General features: G+C 63.4%; 17 protein-coding genes. 6 read left to right on the forward strand and 11 right to left on the reverse strand.

Features of this window, described 5'->3' with window-relative positions; translation table 11 throughout:
- Positions 1 to 20: 20 nt before the first annotated feature.
- The 3 genes from INF37_RS06590 to INF37_RS06600 are packed head-to-tail and all read right to left on the reverse strand — an operon-like array spanning position 21 to position 1813.
- The gene (locus INF37_RS06590; RefSeq protein WP_193537230.1) at positions 21 to 518 is read right to left on the reverse strand and encodes a hypothetical protein; all 498 of its coding nucleotides are present in this window, start codon (positions 516 to 518) and stop codon (positions 21 to 23) included.
- Complete coding sequence (locus INF37_RS06595; protein ID WP_101691839.1) at positions 515 to 1204, reverse strand: response regulator transcription factor; 690 nt, start codon at positions 1202 to 1204, stop codon at positions 515 to 517. The genes INF37_RS06590 and INF37_RS06595 overlap by 4 nt, the downstream gene beginning before the upstream one ends.
- Before the next feature lie 42 nt (positions 1205 to 1246).
- Positions 1247 to 1813 carry a UBA domain-containing protein gene (locus INF37_RS06600; RefSeq protein ID WP_193537232.1) on the reverse strand — a complete coding sequence of 189 codons (567 nt, stop codon included), beginning with the start codon at positions 1811 to 1813 and terminating at the stop codon, positions 1247 to 1249.
- 231 nt (positions 1814 to 2044) lie between these two features.
- Here INF37_RS06600 and INF37_RS06605 point away from each other — a divergent pair, with 231 nt between their 5' ends.
- From INF37_RS06605 to INF37_RS06615, 3 genes are read left to right on the forward strand one after another with little or no spacing between them, the layout of a single operon-like run.
- A complete protein-coding gene (locus tag INF37_RS06605) occupies positions 2045 to 2878 on the forward strand; it encodes a stalk domain-containing protein (RefSeq protein WP_193537234.1) in 834 nt (277 codons plus the stop codon).
- A 44-nt stretch (positions 2879 to 2922) separates the two neighbouring features.
- On the forward strand, positions 2923 to 3402 hold the full coding sequence (locus INF37_RS06610; protein ID WP_193537236.1) for an RNA polymerase sigma factor: 480 nt from the start codon (positions 2923 to 2925) through the stop codon (positions 3400 to 3402).
- Positions 3389 to 3997 carry a hypothetical protein gene (locus tag INF37_RS06615; RefSeq protein ID WP_193537238.1) on the forward strand — a complete coding sequence of 203 codons (609 nt, stop codon included), beginning with the start codon at positions 3389 to 3391 and terminating at the stop codon, positions 3995 to 3997. Before INF37_RS06610 ends, INF37_RS06615 begins: the two co-directional genes overlap by 14 nt.
- Positions 3998 to 4070: 73 nt before the next feature.
- On the opposite strand, the gene INF37_RS06620 is transcribed toward INF37_RS06615, so the two are convergent.
- The 6 genes from INF37_RS06620 to INF37_RS06645 all read right to left on the reverse strand — a co-directional run bounded on the left by INF37_RS06620 (position 4071) and on the right by INF37_RS06645 (position 11345).
- Entirely contained in the window at positions 4071 to 6344 is a 2274-nt protein-coding gene (locus tag INF37_RS06620) for a 5'-nucleotidase C-terminal domain-containing protein (RefSeq protein WP_193537240.1), read from the reverse strand.
- A gap of 412 nt (positions 6345 to 6756) precedes the next feature.
- Positions 6757 to 7119 carry a TIGR03792 family protein gene (locus INF37_RS06625; protein ID WP_101691845.1) on the reverse strand — a complete coding sequence of 121 codons (363 nt, stop codon included), beginning with the start codon at positions 7117 to 7119 and terminating at the stop codon, positions 6757 to 6759.
- Between the two features lie 115 nt (positions 7120 to 7234).
- A complete protein-coding gene (locus tag INF37_RS06630) occupies positions 7235 to 8158 on the reverse strand; it encodes a pseudouridine-5'-phosphate glycosidase (protein WP_101691846.1) in 924 nt (307 codons plus the stop codon).
- A gap of 70 nt (positions 8159 to 8228) precedes the next feature.
- Positions 8229 to 9308 (reverse strand): PfkB family carbohydrate kinase, encoded by a 1080-nt coding sequence (locus tag INF37_RS06635; RefSeq protein ID WP_193537242.1) that lies wholly within the window; start codon positions 9306 to 9308, stop codon positions 8229 to 8231.
- A 148-nt stretch (positions 9309 to 9456) separates the two neighbouring features.
- Positions 9457 to 10377 carry a nucleotidyltransferase family protein gene (locus tag INF37_RS06640; RefSeq protein WP_101692056.1) on the reverse strand — a complete coding sequence of 307 codons (921 nt, stop codon included), beginning with the start codon at positions 10375 to 10377 and terminating at the stop codon, positions 9457 to 9459.
- Positions 10378 to 10580: 203 nt separating this feature from the next.
- Positions 10581 to 11345, reverse strand: a complete 765-nt coding sequence (locus tag INF37_RS06645; RefSeq protein WP_193537244.1) for an HpcH/HpaI aldolase family protein — start codon at positions 11343 to 11345, stop codon at positions 10581 to 10583.
- 373 nt (positions 11346 to 11718) lie between these two features.
- Here INF37_RS06645 and INF37_RS06650 point away from each other — a divergent pair, with 373 nt between their 5' ends.
- The 3 genes from INF37_RS06650 to galU all read left to right on the forward strand — a co-directional run bounded on the left by INF37_RS06650 (position 11719) and on the right by galU (position 14087).
- Positions 11719 to 12396: a 3'-5' exonuclease gene (locus INF37_RS06650; protein WP_101691849.1), complete on the forward strand. Its 678-nt coding sequence runs from the start codon at positions 11719 to 11721 to the stop codon at positions 12394 to 12396.
- Positions 12397 to 12544: 148 nt separating this feature from the next.
- On the forward strand, positions 12545 to 13096 hold the full coding sequence (locus INF37_RS06655) for a QueT transporter family protein (protein ID WP_101691850.1): 552 nt from the start codon (positions 12545 to 12547) through the stop codon (positions 13094 to 13096).
- Positions 13097 to 13217: 121 nt separating this feature from the next.
- On the forward strand, positions 13218 to 14087 hold the full coding sequence (gene galU / locus INF37_RS06660; RefSeq protein WP_101691851.1) for a UTP--glucose-1-phosphate uridylyltransferase GalU: 870 nt from the start codon (positions 13218 to 13220) through the stop codon (positions 14085 to 14087).
- A 75-nt stretch (positions 14088 to 14162) separates the two neighbouring features.
- On the opposite strand, the gene INF37_RS06665 is transcribed toward galU, so the two are convergent.
- A complete protein-coding gene (locus tag INF37_RS06665; protein ID WP_193537246.1) occupies positions 14163 to 14618 on the reverse strand; it encodes a hypothetical protein in 456 nt (151 codons plus the stop codon).
- Positions 14619 to 14714: 96 nt separating this feature from the next.
- Complete coding sequence (locus tag INF37_RS06670) at positions 14715 to 16070, reverse strand: MATE family efflux transporter (RefSeq protein ID WP_186963401.1); 1356 nt, start codon at positions 16068 to 16070, stop codon at positions 14715 to 14717.
- Between the last annotated feature and the right edge of the window lie 211 nt (positions 16071 to 16281).

Here is a 16281-nt window from a genome sequence, read left to right on the forward strand (position 1 = left end):
CCATCACCTCTCTCGACGGATCATGTGTGAAACTCCAGCCAGGTCAGCACGGGGGAGAGGAGCTTTTCCGAGGTGAAATCGCCCCCCTGGACCAGAACGGTGTGCATGACCCGCTGTTCCGGCTCCTGGGACTTGGCGGTCATGCGGAGCATGGGCTGCATCATGAGCCGATACATCCCCCGCACCCGGTCGGGGGCGTATCCGCCCCGGAGGTAGAAGAGAGGGGTGCTGCCCAGACGGTGGGCGGCGGCCAGTCCCTTCACACCCTCAGGGGGCATGGGGGCAAGGCCCACGGCGCAGACGGCCTGGACCTCCCAGCGCTTGCGGGCCTGGGCCAGGCCCTGGATGCGCCCGGCGCACAGCCAGCCCAGATAGAGCACGCCCGAGCCGGGGGCGGGGAGCTCCTTCCGCTGGGACAGGTCATAGGCGGGGATGCCCGAGGCCCGGGCCAGCATCCCGGCGTAGCGCTTGGTAAAGCCAGTGTGGCTGGTATAGACAATGGCAGTGAGTTTTTTCATTTGGTACCTCCTCCGGTCTCCCGGATCACATAGCCCACACCCCGGACGGTGTGGATCAGCTTTTCGCCAAAAGGCTCCTCCAGCTTGGCCCGGAGGAAGCGGATGTACACATCCACGGCGTTGGTCTCGCCCACATAGTCAAAGCCCCACACGTGGTCCAGGAGGGACTCCCGGGTGACCACCTTCTCCTTGTTTTCCAGCAGATAGCGCAGGAGATCAAACTCCCGCCGGGTGAGCTCCACGGCGGTGCCCTGCATGGTGACGGCGTGGCGGTCGGTGTCCATCACCAGACTGCCCGCGCGCAGGGTGCGGGTGGGCATGGGGGCGCGCTTGCGCAGGGCGGAGCGGATGCGGGCCAATAGCTCTTCAATGGCAAAGGGCTTGGTAATATAGTCGTCGGCCCCCGAGTCCAGCCCGGAGACCTTATCCACCACGGTATCCCGGGCGGTGAGCATGATGACGGGGACCTGGCTCTCCCGGCGCAGGCGGCGCAGGACCTCCATGCCCGAGAGGGCGGGGAGCATGATGTCCAGCAGGATCAGATCAAAGGCGCCGGAGAGGGCCCGCTCCAGGCCGGTGCGGCCGTCAAAGGCCTTTTCCACCTCGTACCCCTCATAGCGCAGCTCCAGCTCCACCATGCGGGCCAGCTTTTCCTCGTCTTCCACCAGCAGGATGTGTTCGGACATAATGGATTCTCCTTCTCGGTCCGGACGGGGCCGGACCGGTGATCAGTCTTTGGGGGGACGGCGGCGGAAGGACTCCTTCCAGTCCTCCACCGTGTCAGAGACGGCGCCCAGAGCCCCGTTGAGGACCTCCAGGTTCACATGGGGGCTGGCGAGCCGGTAGCGGCAGCCTGCCACCAGGCCGATGAGCAGCAGGGGCAGGGTGATCCAAAAGGCGAACATCACCGCCAGAAGCAGGATGAGAAGGGGCACGGCGGTGAGCTGCCGGCCGTCCTGCCAGATCTCCAGCACGGAGCTGGGGCGGAGCACGTCGCCCACCGCCCGCAGTCCCTCCCGGATCTGCTCCCAGAAGGCGTCGCCGCTGTGGGCGCCGTTCCGCTCCTCCCGCGTCCGGCCCCGGTCGGAGGAAGCGGTGGGAGTGGCGGCGGGATGGGCGCCGGGGCGGGTGGAGTAGGTCCCCCCGCCGCCGGGCCGGAGCCGGCCCTGCCGCTCCAGTTCGATGAGGGCGTCCAGCAGATCGCCGTGGCAGCGCTCCAGCAGGTCCCGGGCCTCCTCATAGGAGAGACCGCTCTTCTCCCGCAGGCGCTCTACCTGTTCCAGTGTGATCTCCATGCCGCAGCACTCCTTTCGCCCCTGTCCTTCTCTCATAGTATACGGTACCAGGGGAGAAAAGGGATTTAGATTTTCTGAAATTTTCATTAAAATGGGAGGACACAGCCCCATTGTACCCCAGGGGCCCGGAGGGTGCAAGCAAAGAAATTGCCGTTTCCGTGCAACAAAAGGGGCGGCTGGATTGTATATCAGACAGAACGGCCAATGGGCCGGAAAGGATGTGCAGTCAATATGAAATACCATCAGATGATGCTCACCGCCGCCTGTGCGGTCAGTATGATGCCCGCGGCGCTGGCAGCCGCTCCCATTGCGCCCGCGCCCGTCTCCGCCCCTGCCGTGACCGTGGAGGGGACGGCGGTGGATCTGGGGGGAGCCGCCCCCTATCAGGAGAACGGCGTGTGGATGGTCCCCCTCCGGGCGGTGGCCGGTCCCATGGGCTATGAGGTCACATGGTGCCCGGAGGACAACGGCGTGCTGGTGGCGGACGAGGCGGTGAAGATGAACCTCACCTACGGGGTGGACAGCTATGCCCGGGCCTCGCAGACCGCGCTGGGCATGACTGCGCCCCAGTCCTACGGCGCCGGTCCGGAGGCCTGGGCGGGCGTGACCTATGTGCCGGCCGGGATGTTCTCCCTGCTGGGCTATACCGTGGAGGAGGGGGAGGATACCCTGGCCTTCACCCAGGAGCAGGCCCAGCTCCCCAACCCCATGGTGGCCTGGGACACGCTGGAGGAGGCCGAGGAGGCCGTGGGCTTTGCCCTGCCCGACTGGAAGGGCCTGGAGGGGCGCGAAATCCAGGAGGTCTTTGTGATCGGCGGGGAGCTTCTGGAGGTCCGCTATGAGGACGGCCTCACCTGCCGCATGGCCCGGGGCACACAGGATGTGAGCGGGGACTATCAGGTCTATGCGGAAGAGACCACCCGCACGGTGGACGGCCGGGAGGTGACCCTCAAGGGCAAGGATGGAAGGGTCTCTCTGGCCGTGTGGAATGACGGCACCTATACCTGGTCCCTCTCCTGGGCGGAGGGGGTTGCCCCGGAGACCCTGGAAGGCTTCCTGGCCTGAGCAGAGCTCCGCCGGGAAAGAACCCTTGGAAAGGAGGAAGGAAGATGGAAGATACGGCAGTGGAACAGGCGCTGGAGGCCCACGGCGCGGCCATCCTCCATCTGGCCTACGCCTATCTCCACGACCGGAGCGAGGCGGAGGACGTGCTCCAGGACACCCTGGTGCAGCTGCTCAGCCGGGCCCCCGCCTTTGAAAGCGGAGACCACGAGCGGGCCTGGCTCCTGCGGGTGGCGGCCAACCTGTGCAAGAACCGCCTGAAGGCCCCCTGGCGGCGGCATGAGGCCCTGCCGGAGGACTATCCCGCCCAGGGCATCCCGGAGGAGAGCGTGGCCCTCTTCCAGGCGGTGTGTTCCCTGCCGGTCAAGTACCGGGAGGTCATCCATCTCTTTTACTACGAGGACTACACCACCGCCCAGATCGCCCAGGTGCTGGGCAAGCGGGAGGGGACGGTGCGCTCCCTCCTGAACCGGGGGCGGGAAAAACTGCGTCAGATCTGGAAGGAGGGTGCGGATGGAACGCTATAAGCGGGCCTTTGACGGCATACAGGTCCCCGAGGACATGGCCCGGCGGGTCCGGGAGGGGAGACGCGCCCCCCAGCGCAGCCGCCTCCCCCGCTGGAGCGCGGCGGCGGCCTGTCTGGCCGTGGCGGTGGCCCTGGGCGGCTGGGGGATCACCCAGGGGATTTCCTCCCCCGCGCCCGCGCCCACTCCCACCACCGGGGTGAGCGTGGGAAACCCGGTCCAGCCGGCAGAGAATCTGGATGCCCTCCAGAAGGCGGTGTCCTTCCAGATCCAGCTGCCGGAGGAGCTACCCGAGGGATGGACCCCGTCGGCCTATACCGCCATCGGCGGCGTGCTGGCCGAGGTGCGCTATACGGATGGAAGCGGGGAGACCGTGCTGGTCTACCGCATGGGCGAAGGAGAGGACGTGAGCGGCGACTTCCAGACCTGGGCCTGGACCGATACCGTGGAGACCGGGGACGGACCGGTCACCCTGAAGGGGGACGGCACGGCGGTCTTTCTGGCGGTCTGGGTGCGGGACGGCCTTGCCTTTTCCCTCCAGAGCCAGCAGGGCATGACCGCCGAGGCCATCCTGGCCGCGGCGCAGTCGGTGAAATAAGTTTGTAAATAAGCGAAGAGCTCCCCGCGCCGAAAAGGCGCGGGGAGCTTTTTTAACGGGATGGGATTTGTGATTATTTCTGTGCCATCAGGGCGGCGATGGCGGCATCGGCGTCCGCCTGGGTGAGGGTGCCCTGGGGGGCGAACTGGTTGTCCGCACCCACGGGGAGGTACTTCTGGATCACGTTCCACATGACGCCCTCGCTGGCCCAGGGGGAGATGGAGGAAGCGTCTGCGTAGGGGATCTGAACGGCCCAGGTGCCCTGGGGACCCTTGTCCAGCGCGGCGGCGGCGTTCATCAGCATGACCGCGGCCTGCTCCCGGGTGATGGGGGCGTTGGGGTTGAACTTGCCGGTGCCGTCACCGGAGATGACCTTCTGACCGGAGAGCCAGAGGATGGCGGTGTTGTCCGCGATGTCGGTGAAGGGCTCGTCGGCGGGGGCGGCGAGGGTCTCAGCGTCGGCGGTCATGGCCTGATAGAGGCTCTCGGCGAACTGGAGACGGGTCACAGTGTCGGCGGCGGGAGAAGTACCGGCGTTCAGGGTCCAGTGGCTCTTGGCCACGGGCGGGGTGATCTCCTTGCCCTCGGCGGTCATGGCCTTGATGTACTCCGCGATGACCAGGGTGACCGAGCCGCCGATGGAGCCGAACTCCTCAGAGACCGAGCCGTCCCACAGCACCGCGTCTGTGCCCATGGTGATGCCGGTGGTGGCGTACCAGCCGAACTCATCGCCGGCGGCGTTGGCCGACAGGCGGTAGGAGTTGAGGGCCACCTTGAAGGTCTGGTCGTCGGTGACGGGCTTGCCCTGATAGGTGAGGTTGACCACGCGGCTGCCCTCGGGGTTGCCCATGTAGATGTCATAGTCCATGCCGTAGAGCTGGTCGGTGCCGAAGCCGCCTCCGGTGATGGTGCCGTCGGCCTCCACGGTGAAGTCTTTGGTGCAGTCCTCCAGCCAGTCCTTGATCTGCTTGCCGGTCATCTGGATCATGTAGATGAGGTTGTTGTCGTACTTATAGAAGGAGTAGCAGTCCTTCAGGCTGATGGGGGCGGAGTCCTTCCCATCCAGGAGCTGGCCGATGCAGAAGTCCTTGTTGGCCACGGGAGAGGCCAGGGACAGGTCCGCGCCGGTGGCCCACAGCTGGGCCTCGTGGACCAGGTTCATGGTGTCGCTCTGGACGTGGAAGAGGTCGGTCTCGTCGTCCCAGTCGCCGGAGAGGGTGCCGATCTGCTCAGTGATGAAGGGCAGGGTCCGGTCGTAGTAGGGCTGCATGAGGGCCTTGAGGCCGGCGTCGTTCTCATAGGTGGTGAGGTCCAGGTTCTCGCTCTCACCGATGGTGAAGGTGCCGTCGGAGCGGATGGTGACCGGCGTCTTGGTGAGGGTGGAGGTGCCGCCGTTGACGCAGGGGACGGTCTGGCCGTCGGCATTCTTCATCTCGGTGACGCCCACCTTGTGGTTGTGGCCGGCGATGACCATGTCGATGCCGGTGGTGTTCTCCACCAGGTGGCGGACCTGGTTCTCGGGGGAGAAATCGGTCTTGCCGGTCTCCACGGCGTCGCCGTCACCGGCGCCCACCAGACCGCTGTCCTCGCCGGAGTGGCTGGCCACGATGACGAAGTCGCAGTCCTCCTTCTCCCGCAGCTCCTTCTGCCAGTAGTTGACCCACTCGTAGGCATAGGTGCGCTCGGTGTTGTCCTTGTGGACGAAGTCGGAGCCCTCATAGTGGGTGGGCAGGTCCCAGTTGGGGACGTTCACGTTCTCAAAGCCCAAGATACCCACCTTGAACTCAGAGCCGCCCACATCGAAGGTCATGACCTTGTAGGGGGTGAGGTTGGGCTCCTGAGTGGCTACATTGATGTAGTTGGCGCACAGGGCGTCCACCGGCTTGCCGGGGTACTTGGAGCTGGTGTCGGAGAGCATATCGTAGAAGATCTGCTGGGTCTCCATGTCAAAGTTGAACTCGTGGTTGCCGGGGACAAAGGCGTCATAGCCGATGTAGCGCAGGCAGATGGCCATGGGGTTGTCCTTGCCGCCCTCCATGTTCATGTTGTAGCTGATGATGGAGCTGCCCTGGATGATGTCGCCGTTGTCGATGAGGATGGTGCCGTCCATGGCGGCGCGCTCCTCCTCCATGGCGGTGGCCACCTTGAGGTAGCTGTTCTTGACCTCTTTGCCGTCGATGGGGTTGAGGTCGTAGCACTTGCCGTGCATGTCGGTGGTGGAGTAAATGCCGATTTCCAGGGAGGCCGGTTCGGCGGCCAGGGCGGGGACGGCGGCAAAGCCGGCCGCCAGTGCTCCGGTGAGCACACAGGCGGTCAGACGCCGGGCGGTGCGAGAGGTTCCTTTCATGACAATGCTCCTTTCCTGTTTGGTGGACTCATGGGGGTCTGCTGGCCACAGTATACCATAACCCGTCAGAAATGACAAATGCAAAGAAAAGATCCGGTGTGTTCTTGTGCAGAACACACCGGACCTTCCGCGCGTCGAACAAGTTCGACACGCTTCTCAAAAATGCAAGCATTTTTGAGAGGGAATGCAGTCCGCTGCGCGCACTCGCTGACGCGCGCACACTTGCGGCCTGAGAGGAGTGTTTTCCGACGTACACGCCGCCGGAAAACACGATTTTACTTCCTTCCGCCGTCTACGAAACGGCGGAACTCTGCGAGGCTCTTGCAGCACAGATCGCAGGAATACACTTTGACAGACAAAAATCCGGTGTGTTCTTGTGCAGAACACACCGGATCGAAAAGAGAATCAGAGATTAGACATTGGACATCTCGTAGCACTTGAAGTTCTGGTTCTTCTTGAACTTGAACTCCATGCTCAGCAGGTGGCCCTCCATGCGCTGCTCCATCTGCTGGTCCAGCTCGATGCACCAGCCGGACTTGTCATGGCTCTGCCAGATGTCGTAGTCGGCCCAGTAGATGACCACATTGATCTCACCGGGCACGTCCCGGCTGATCCAGATCTCCTTGCCCAGGAAGCCCTCGGAGACCTTCAGGCGGCTGGTCCAGACCTCGTCGTCCAGCTCGACCCAGCGGTCGACCCAATCGGGGGAGACCATAACGCGGATCTCCTCAACGGCGATGGGCTTTTCCAGCTTGTTGATGTGCTTGAGTTCCATGTGCGCTGCCCCTTTCTGCGGACGGATATGTCCGTCTCTCTATTTAGTGGTACTATACTACTAAATAGTATACCAGAAGAAGGGGAAAAAGCAAGTGGATTTTTGTGCAGAACCGTCAGTTCAGAGCGGAGAGGGCGCAGGCGGTCCGGGCGGCCAGGCGGGCGTTGTTGAAGACCAGCTGGATGTTGGAGTCCAGGCTGCTGCCGCCGGTGATCTCCTTGATCTTGGCCAGCAGGAAGGGAGTGGTGGCCTTGCCGTGGATGCCCTGGGCCTTGGCCTCGGCCACGGCGTCCTCAATGGCCTTGTTGATGACGGCGGGATCCATGGAGTACTCCTCGGGGATGGGGTTGGTCACCAGCATGCCGCTGCGGAAGCCCAGGTCCAGGCTGGTGCGGAAGGCGGAGGCCAGCTCCTCGGGGGTGTCCAGCTGGTAGTCCACGCCGAAGCCGCTCTTGCGGGTGTAGAAGGCGGGCAGCTCCTTGGTGCCGTAGCCGATGACGGGCACGCCGTGGGTCTCCAGGTACTCCAGGGTGAGGCCCAGGTCCAGGATGGACTTGGCGCCGGCGCAGACCACCATCACGGGGGTGTTGGCCAGCTCCTCCAGGTCGGCAGAGATGTCCATGGTGGTCTCAGCGCCCCGGTGCACGCCGCCGATGCCGCCGGTGGCGAAGATCTGGATGCCCGCCATGTGGGCGATGATCATGGTGGTGGTGACGGTGGTGGCGCCGTCGGCTCCCTTGGAGACCAGCACGGCCAGGTCACGGCGGCTGGCCTTGTTGACCTTGGTGCCCTCCTTGCCCAGGTACTCGATCTCTTCATGGGTGAGGCCGGCCTTCAGGCGGCCGCCGATGATGGCGATGGTGGCGGGCACGGCGCCGTTCTCCCGGATGATCTCCTCCACCTTGAGGGCGGTCTCCACATTCTGGGGATAGGGCATGCCGTGGGAGATGATGGTGGACTCCAGGGCCACAACGGGCTTTCCGGCGGCAACCGCGGCGGCAACTTCAGGGGCGACGTCCAGATACTTGTTCAGATTCATTTGAGATACCTCCATAGATCGTAGTGGCATTTCTAATTTGCAGCAGGGGCGCACCGTGTGCGCCCGCGGGTCAGGCGTTCATTCTGGCGTTCAGGGTCTCGGCGTTCAGGGCGGGGTTGATGGTCTCGGCGCTCTCCATGGCGATGGAACCGGCGGCCAGGGCGGCCCGGGTGGTGCCCAGCAGGTCGGTGCCCTCCAGATAGGCCCAGGCCACGGCGGCCATGGCGGCGTCCCCGCAGCCGGTGGTGTTGACCATCTCCCCCGGGAAGCAGGGGACGTGGACGCGCTCGTGGTGGTCGGCGGCGAAGATGCCGTCCCCGCCCAGGGAGATGAGCACCCGGCGCAGTCCGGTATCCAGCAGCACGTCGGCGGCCCGGTTGAGGCTCGCCTCATCGGTGATGGATACCCCGGAGAGGAGCTCGGCCTCGATGCGGTTGGGCTTGAGGGTGTGGAGCTTGCCCAGCACGGGGCGGAGCTTCTCGGCCTTGGCGGTGGACACCGGGTCGGAGAAGAGGGGGACCTTGGCGTGATGGGCCAGCCAGGCGATGGCCTCAGCGGGCAGGTTGGTGTCGAAGACGATGAGCTGGGCATTGTCCAGCAGGGCCTGCCGGGACTGGAGATAGGCGGGAGTCACGTGGGAGTAGATCTCCATATCGGACACGGCCAGGGCCATGTCCCCCCGCTCGTCGGCAATGAAGAGATAGGTGGAGGTGGCGGCCCCCTTCACCTGGAGAGACTGGGAGATGTCGATGCCCAGCTCTCCGCAGGAGGCGGCGATCTTCTGGGCGTACAGGTCGTCCCCAAAGGCGGTGAGGAGCCGGACGTCCACCCCCAGAAGGCTCATGTTGTGGGCGATGTTGCGCCCCACGCCGCCCAGGCTGATGCGCACCTGACCGGGATTGGAGTCCTGGGCCACCAGCTTGTGGGCGGGGCGGCCGCCGATGTCCATATTCACCCCGCCGATGACCACGGCGTAGGGGGCGGTGTGGACGATGTAGCCCTTGCCCACGATGTATCCTTTTTTCATCAGATTGGAGATATGCACGGCCACCGAGGACCGAGTGATGCCCGCCTTGTCTGCCAGCTCCTGCTGGGAGATGAGGGGATTCTCCTCGATCCATCGGAGCAGCTGCCGTTCCCGCTGGGTCATGGCGCTCACTCCTAAACAAAAATAAAGTAAGTAATCTTGTGCTTATATAATAATGCCGCCTGGGCCGGATGTCAAGGGGGAAGTTCTGCTGAAAGCGCAGAAAAAAAGACCGGACCTCCGGGGAGCGGAGATCCGGCCAAGGGACTGATTATTTCCAGAGCTGTTCGGGATAGAGGCCACGCTGGGTCATGTCGGCAATGGCCTGGACCACGGTGGGCTTATCCTCCTTGTAGGTGACGCCGTACCAGCGGTCGTGGCTGCGCAGGACCTGCACCCGGGCTTTGCCCTCGTCGATGAGCTGGCTGACCACGCTGGGGAGGAAGTACTCCCCCTTTTCCGGCTGCTCGGTGAGGGCCCGGTCCAGGAAAGCGGGGAAGCGGGACTGGGCCTCCCGCAGGAAGCTGGGGGTGAAGCCCCACAGGTTCATGGAAACGATGGTGTCCCCGGGCAGGGCGGACCAGGTGGCGCCGCCGTCCTCAGTGAAGCGGGCGTGGTCCCCGTCCTTTTCAATGTGGGTGTGCTCGGTGACCTGGCGGAGGTAGTGGTTTTCATCCTCCACACATACGCCCCGGGCCACGTGTCCGTGCTCGGTGACCGTGTTGCCCAGCAGGTAGCCCACCATGGCGTACTCATAGTAGTCCCCGTCGGGATGGGAGAGGAGATAGTCGTAAATGGTCCGGAAGGCCTCGGGGCCGTAGTAGTCGTCCGAGTTGATGACGGCGAAGGGGCCGTCCACCACATGCCGGGCGGCCAGCACCGCGTGGCAGGTACCCCAGGGCTTGACACGCCCCTCGGGCACGGCGTAGCCCTCGGGCAGATCGGTGAGCTCCTGGTAGGCATAGCGGACCTCCATGACCTGGGAGAGCCGGTCGCCGATGGAGGAGCGGAAGGTCTCCTCCAGCTCCCGCTTGATGACAAAGACGACGGTATCAAATCCGGCCCGGTGGGCGTCGTAGATGGAATAGTCGATGATGAGCTGGCCGTGACTGCCCACAGGGTCCACCTGCTTGAGTCCGCCATACCGGCTGCCCATGCCGGCGGCCATGACCACGAGAACGGGTTTCTGCATCGTAAAACACTCCTTTTTCCTCTGCCGCAGCAGGGTGGGGGCCATTCCCCGGCGGGGCGCGGCCTGCCTTCCTATTATACCGCCCCGGGGGACGTGCCGCAACCCCTGGCCGGAGGGAGCGGCACGCAAAAACGCCGCGCCCGGAAGGGACGCGGCGTCTTTGCTTGAGTCAAAGAGTTTTGGGAAAATGGGAAAGGAAAAACTTATTCACCCTTCACCTTGTGCAGAAGGTCGGTGAAGGCGCGGGTGATGAGGGTGGTGGCCATGCCGATGGGGATGTACTGGAAGCCCTGCTCCGCACGCATCTTGGCGATCTCGGGGTACTCGGCGTACACACCGGGGATCTTGCCGTACTTCTTACAGGCGGCCAGCACGATGTCGGCGGCCTCCTGGATGCGGGGGTGATCGGTCTGGCCGGGGATGCCCATGGACTGAGACATGTCGTAGGGCCCGAGGAAGAGGACGTCCACGCCATCCACGGCGGCGATCTCCTCAATGTTCTGCAGGCCGATGATGTTCTCAATGTGGACGGAGACCAGCGTCTCAGCGTTCTCGTGCTCGATGTAGTCCGTAAAGGGGGTCTTGCCGTAGTCGCAGGAGCGGGTCATAGCCGAGCCGCGGATACCCATGGGGTAGTACTTGGCGCGGCGGACGGCCAGCTCGGCGTCCTCCCGGGTGTTGATCTGGGGGACCTGCACGCCGTGGGTACCCACGTCCAGGGCGCGGAGGATCTCGGTCTCACCGTTGAAGGTGACCCGGGTGATGGGGGTGGTGCCGCCCGCCTGAGCGGCGCGCACCAGATGCATGGTGGCCTCGGGGGACAGATAGCCGTGCTCGCAGTCCAGAATGACAAAGTCGAAGCCGGCCAGGCCGCCGATTTCCACCACGTCGGTGGAGTTCAGGCACATGAAGGTGCCGAAACAGGTCTTACCGGCGTAGAGGTCGTGTTTGAGTTTGTTGGTAAACATGATTTATTCCTCCCTGCATTCTGTCGGGGTGCGGTGGGAAGGCCGCACCGGGGGCAGAACAATCAATCACAGCGATTGCCCTCTTTGCATTTCATATTGCGGAATCAAGTTCCATAATACGAAAGAAAAAAGAGCCGGTCCTGAGTTCAAACTCAGACCGGAGCCGGAAAAAACCGGTTCTGCTGATATAATAGCGAAGGCCGGGCCGCTTGTCAAGGGGCGGATTGTGTATTTTCGGCAAAAAGGCCCCAGAGGGACAAAGTATCTGAGCGATACTTGCCAGAGCGGACGGGGATGCTATAATGGTCTTTGCACATCTGAGAACAACCGCCCGACCCAGGTCCCGGAGCGGGAGGAGAAAGAAGGGGCGCACATGTACGATACGCATATTTTTCTGGATTTTGAGATGAATCCCATTCCCCGGGAGTACCGGGAGGCCCGGGAGATCGCCCGGAGCGAGATCGTAGAGATCGGGGCGGTCAAGCTGGACCGGGAATACCGCCTGGTGGACCGCTATTCCTGCTATGTGAAGCCGGAGTACGGCCCCATCCACAAGCGGATCACCCAGCTCACCGGCATCACCGACGCCGACGTGGCGGGGGCCAAGCCCTTTGCCCCGGCCATGGAGGATTTTGCCGCCTGGATCGGAGAGGGGAGAGGGCGCATCTACTCCTGGAGCCGCAGCGACCAGTACCAGCTCTACGATGAGAGCTGGCTCAAGGAGGCTGAGCTCCCCTGGCAGCTCAACCAGCGGTGGATCGACTTCCAGGCGGTGTATACCCGGCTCATCGGGCTCTCCCGCTCCAATCCGCTCTCCCTGCAGAATGCCCTTGGCGCGGCGGAGTACCGCTTTGCGGGGGAGGCCCACCGGGCGGTGCAGGACGCGGAAAACTCGGCCTCCCTCCTGATCCTGGTGAAGGAGGGCCGCCTGGCCCAGCAGGCCGGCGTGGTCATGCAGGCCATGCGCCCCAAGGAGGAGCACAGCTTTGCCCTGGGCGGGGAGGCGGCCGAGAAGCTCCGGCAGTTCCTGGCCAGCCAGGAGCAGGGGTAAGCGCTCCCCCTTTACAAGGCGCGGGAAACATGCTAGAATACCTCCCGACTGGTTTCCAACCCAGTCCAAGCACGGCGCAGCCGTGTTCGTTCGGCGGGGCAGGTCCCCCGATCCGTTCTCTAAACAAAAAATGGGAGGAAAATTCAATATGAAAGTCAATCAACCCCAGAACACCCGTACCCGCACCCGGGAGCTGACCATGGCCGCCATGGTGGCCGCCCTCTACGCCGTACTCAGCTACTTCGGCAACTTCTTCGGCCTGACCTATGGGCCCATCCAGTGCCGGTTTGCCGAGGCACTGTGCGTGCTCCCCTTCCTCTTTCCGGCCACGGCGCCGGGGCTCTTTGTGGGCTGCCTGGTGACCAACCTGATGAGCACCGTGGGCCCGCTGGATATCGTGCTGGGTTCCCTGGCCACGCTGCTGGCCGCCCTCTGGACGGCCCGGATGCCCAACCGCTGGCTGGCTCCGCTGCCGCCGGTGCTGTGCAACGGCGTGATCGTGGGCGCCATGATCACCTGGTATGAGGTGGGCTTTGGCCCTGGTTTCTGGGGGATGTTCGCTTTCAATGGCGTGACGGTTGCCCTGGGTGAGCTGCTGGCCTGCTATGTGCTGGGATCCATCCTGCTGACCGTTCTGCCCCGTGTGGGTGTCCTCCGTGCCCAGATCCCGGCCGGACGCCTGCGTACCGAGAAAAACTGAGTTTCCTTGGATGCCCCGCCGCTCCCGGTAACGGGAGCGGCGGTTTTTCTGGCCTTTTTCCCCAAACTGTGGTACACTGGGGACAATCCTTTGAATTTGATTACTGAGGAGGTCTTTCACTGTGAAAGTGCGTAAAGCTGTCATCCCCGCCGCGGGGCTGGGCACCCGGATGCTTCCGGCCACCAAGACGGTACCGAAGGAAATGCTTCCCATGGTGGACAAGCCGGTCATCCAGTATATCATCGAGGAGGCCGTGGAGGCCGGCATCGAGGATATCCTGATCGTCACCAACCGGGCCAAGTCGGCCATGGACGACTATTTTGACTACTATCCCGAGCTGGAGACCCGGCTCAATCAGGCGGGCAAGGAGAAGGAGCTCACCGAGGTGCGCCGGGCCGCCGATCTGGCCAACATCTTCTATGTGCGCCAGAAGGAGACCAAGGGCCTGGGCCACGCCATCTGGCGGGCCAAGCGCTTCGTGGGAGACGAGCCCTTTGCCGTGCTCCTGGGCGACGACATCATGCGGGCCCGCAAGCCGGTCACCCGGCAGCTCATCGAGGCGGCCGAGAAGTACGACGCGTCGGTGGTGGGCGTGCAGAAGGTCTCCACCCAGGCCATCTCCAAGTACTCCTCCGTCAAGATCTCCCCCCTGGAGGAGCGGATCTTCTCGGTCTCCGACATGAATGAGAAGCCCCGGCCTGAGCAGATGTTCTCCAACTATGCCATCCTGGGCCGCTATGTGCTCAAGTCGGATATCTTTGACATCCTGGAGAACCTCCAGCCGGGCTATGGCGGAGAGATCCAGCTCACCGACGGCCTGAAGGAGCTGTGCCGCCGGGACCGGATGGTGGCGGTGGACTTTGAGGGCCGCCGCTACGACACCGGCAACCTCCAGGGCTTCCTGGAGGCCACCCTGGACTTCGCCCTGGACCACCCCGCCACCGGGGACTGGCTGCGCCACTTCATCAAGGAGAAGGCCCGGGTGCTGTAAGAGTTACTTCCAAATAAAAGAAAACATCCTCCCTGTGGTCGGAACGGCCGTGGGGAGGATGTTTTTTTGTTTCCATCATTTGCCTCTGGCCTTCCAAAAGCAGCCCGCGCACCCGGCGGCAAAGAGAAGGAGCCAGGCCAGAAGGTAGACAAGCCACATCTCCAAAGTGGGCAGGAAGGGCTGGATCAAAACATTGGAGAGGGTAAAGCCCAGGGACAGAAGGGGGAGAAAGTAGAGCTGCGGGGCAGCGCCCAACAGGTTGACCCAGTATCGTCCCATCACCAATTCCTGATAGAACACCAGGAGGAGCATCAAAAGACCAAAGGCACTGAGGAGAAGGGCCTGGACGATGGGCCGCCCCTCCCGGGCGGAGACGCGGCGGGCCAGCAGGACCCAGAGGAGCAGAAAACCGATCGATACGGCATATAGCAAAATGCTGGAACTGGGCAGAGAGAGTATGACGAAATTCAGGGCATACCCCAGCGGCAGGGGGAGGATACCAAGCAGCAGCAACGCGATGTTTCTCTTCATGGCGCGCACCTCCGATTCACGATCTTGCTGGATGATTGCACATACAGTATACCGAATGTGGAGAGAAAGCGCAACAAAAGGTACAAAGGAGAGGGATCAGACCGCCGATTCCTCCAGCCCGGCGAAGAGGACGGCCCGCCGGCGGCGGTAGTAGAGGAAGCCGGCCAGATCGGCCAGGAGCCAGCCGATGGGCACCGACCACCAGATGCCCAGCACGCCCACGGCGGGGATGGCGGAGAGGGTGTAGGCCAGCAGCACCCGGGTCCCCAGGGAGATTACGGTGAGGACCAGGGACATCCCGGGACGGCCCACTGCCCGGTACAGGCCGTAGAGGAGGAAGAGACACCCGATGCCGCAGTAGAAGGCACCCTCCACCCGGAGGTACTGCACGCCGATGGCGAGGATCTCCACCTCCTCGGGCTGGACAAAGAGGAGCATCAGGGGGCGGGCGAAGAGACAGACCGCCGCCGAAATCACCACGCAGAAGAGCAGGGCGGCCGCCACGGCGCTGCGGATGCCGGAGCGGATGCGCCCGGCCTTCCGGGCGCCGTAATTCTGGGCCACAAAGGTGGAAAAGGCGTTGCCGAAGTCCTGCACCGGCATATAGGCGAAGGAGTCGATCTTGACCGCCGCGGCAAAGGCGGCCATGACGGTGGTACCGAAGCTGTTGATGAGCCCCTGTACCATGAGAATGCCGAAGTTCATCACCGACTGCTGGAGGGAGGTGAGGAAGGAGAACTGGGCGATCTCCCGCAGCTGCTCCATCCGGATACGGAAGCTGCTCCGATCGGGGCGGAACTGGGGACAGCGCACCCAGGTGTAAAGGCCGATGCCCAGGCCTGAGACATACTGGGACAGCACCGTGGCCCCGGCCGCTCCCGCCACTCCCCAGTGGAACACCAGGACAAAGACCAGGTCCAGGGCGATGTTGAGCAGGGCGCACACCGCCAGAAAGAGCAGGGGCACCAGGGAGTTGCCCACTGCCCGCAGAAGAGAGGCAAAATAATTGTAGAGGAAGGTGGCCGCAATGCCCCAGAAGATCACCCATAGGTACTCCCGCATCAGAGGGCGGGTATCCGGTGGTACCTGAAGGAGGGTGAGAATGGGGTCCAGCAGGAGAAAGACTGCCAGGTTGAGGACCAAAGTCACCCCGCCGATGAGCAGGAAGGAGGCGGCCAGGCTGCGCTGGAGCCGGTCTTTGTCCCCGGCGCCATGGCAGATGGAAAAGACGGCCCCGCTCCCCATGCACAGTCCCAGCAGGATGGAGGTGAGGAAGGTCATCAGAGTGTAGGACGACCCCACCGCCGCCAGGGCGGAGGCGCCGAGAAAGCGGCCCACGATGAGGGTGTCGGCCACGTTATAGCACTGCTGGAGCAGATTTCCCAGCATCATGGGCAGCGCAAAGAGCAGCATGGTGGCGGTGATGGGGCCGCGGGTCAGATCGCCGGACATATCCGTCCTCCTCTCAAAAGCACAGATTCTGTACTACTATAACATGAAAGGGCCGCCTGCAAAAGGGGGGAGGACGGGCGAGAGAAAAATTTTGCAAAAAAATGGGAAAGAGGTGCGGCCTTCCTCCAGATATCCGATATAGTAGCAGCAAACTACGGGAGGGGTTCTCTGCTTGTCATTCACGCTTTGATGTGCTAAAATGCATGTAAGG

It is taken from the genome of Pseudoflavonifractor gallinarum (assembly GCF_014982855.1).
GTDB classification, from domain to species: domain Bacteria; phylum Bacillota; class Clostridia; order Oscillospirales; family Oscillospiraceae; genus Pseudoflavonifractor_A; species Pseudoflavonifractor_A gallinarum.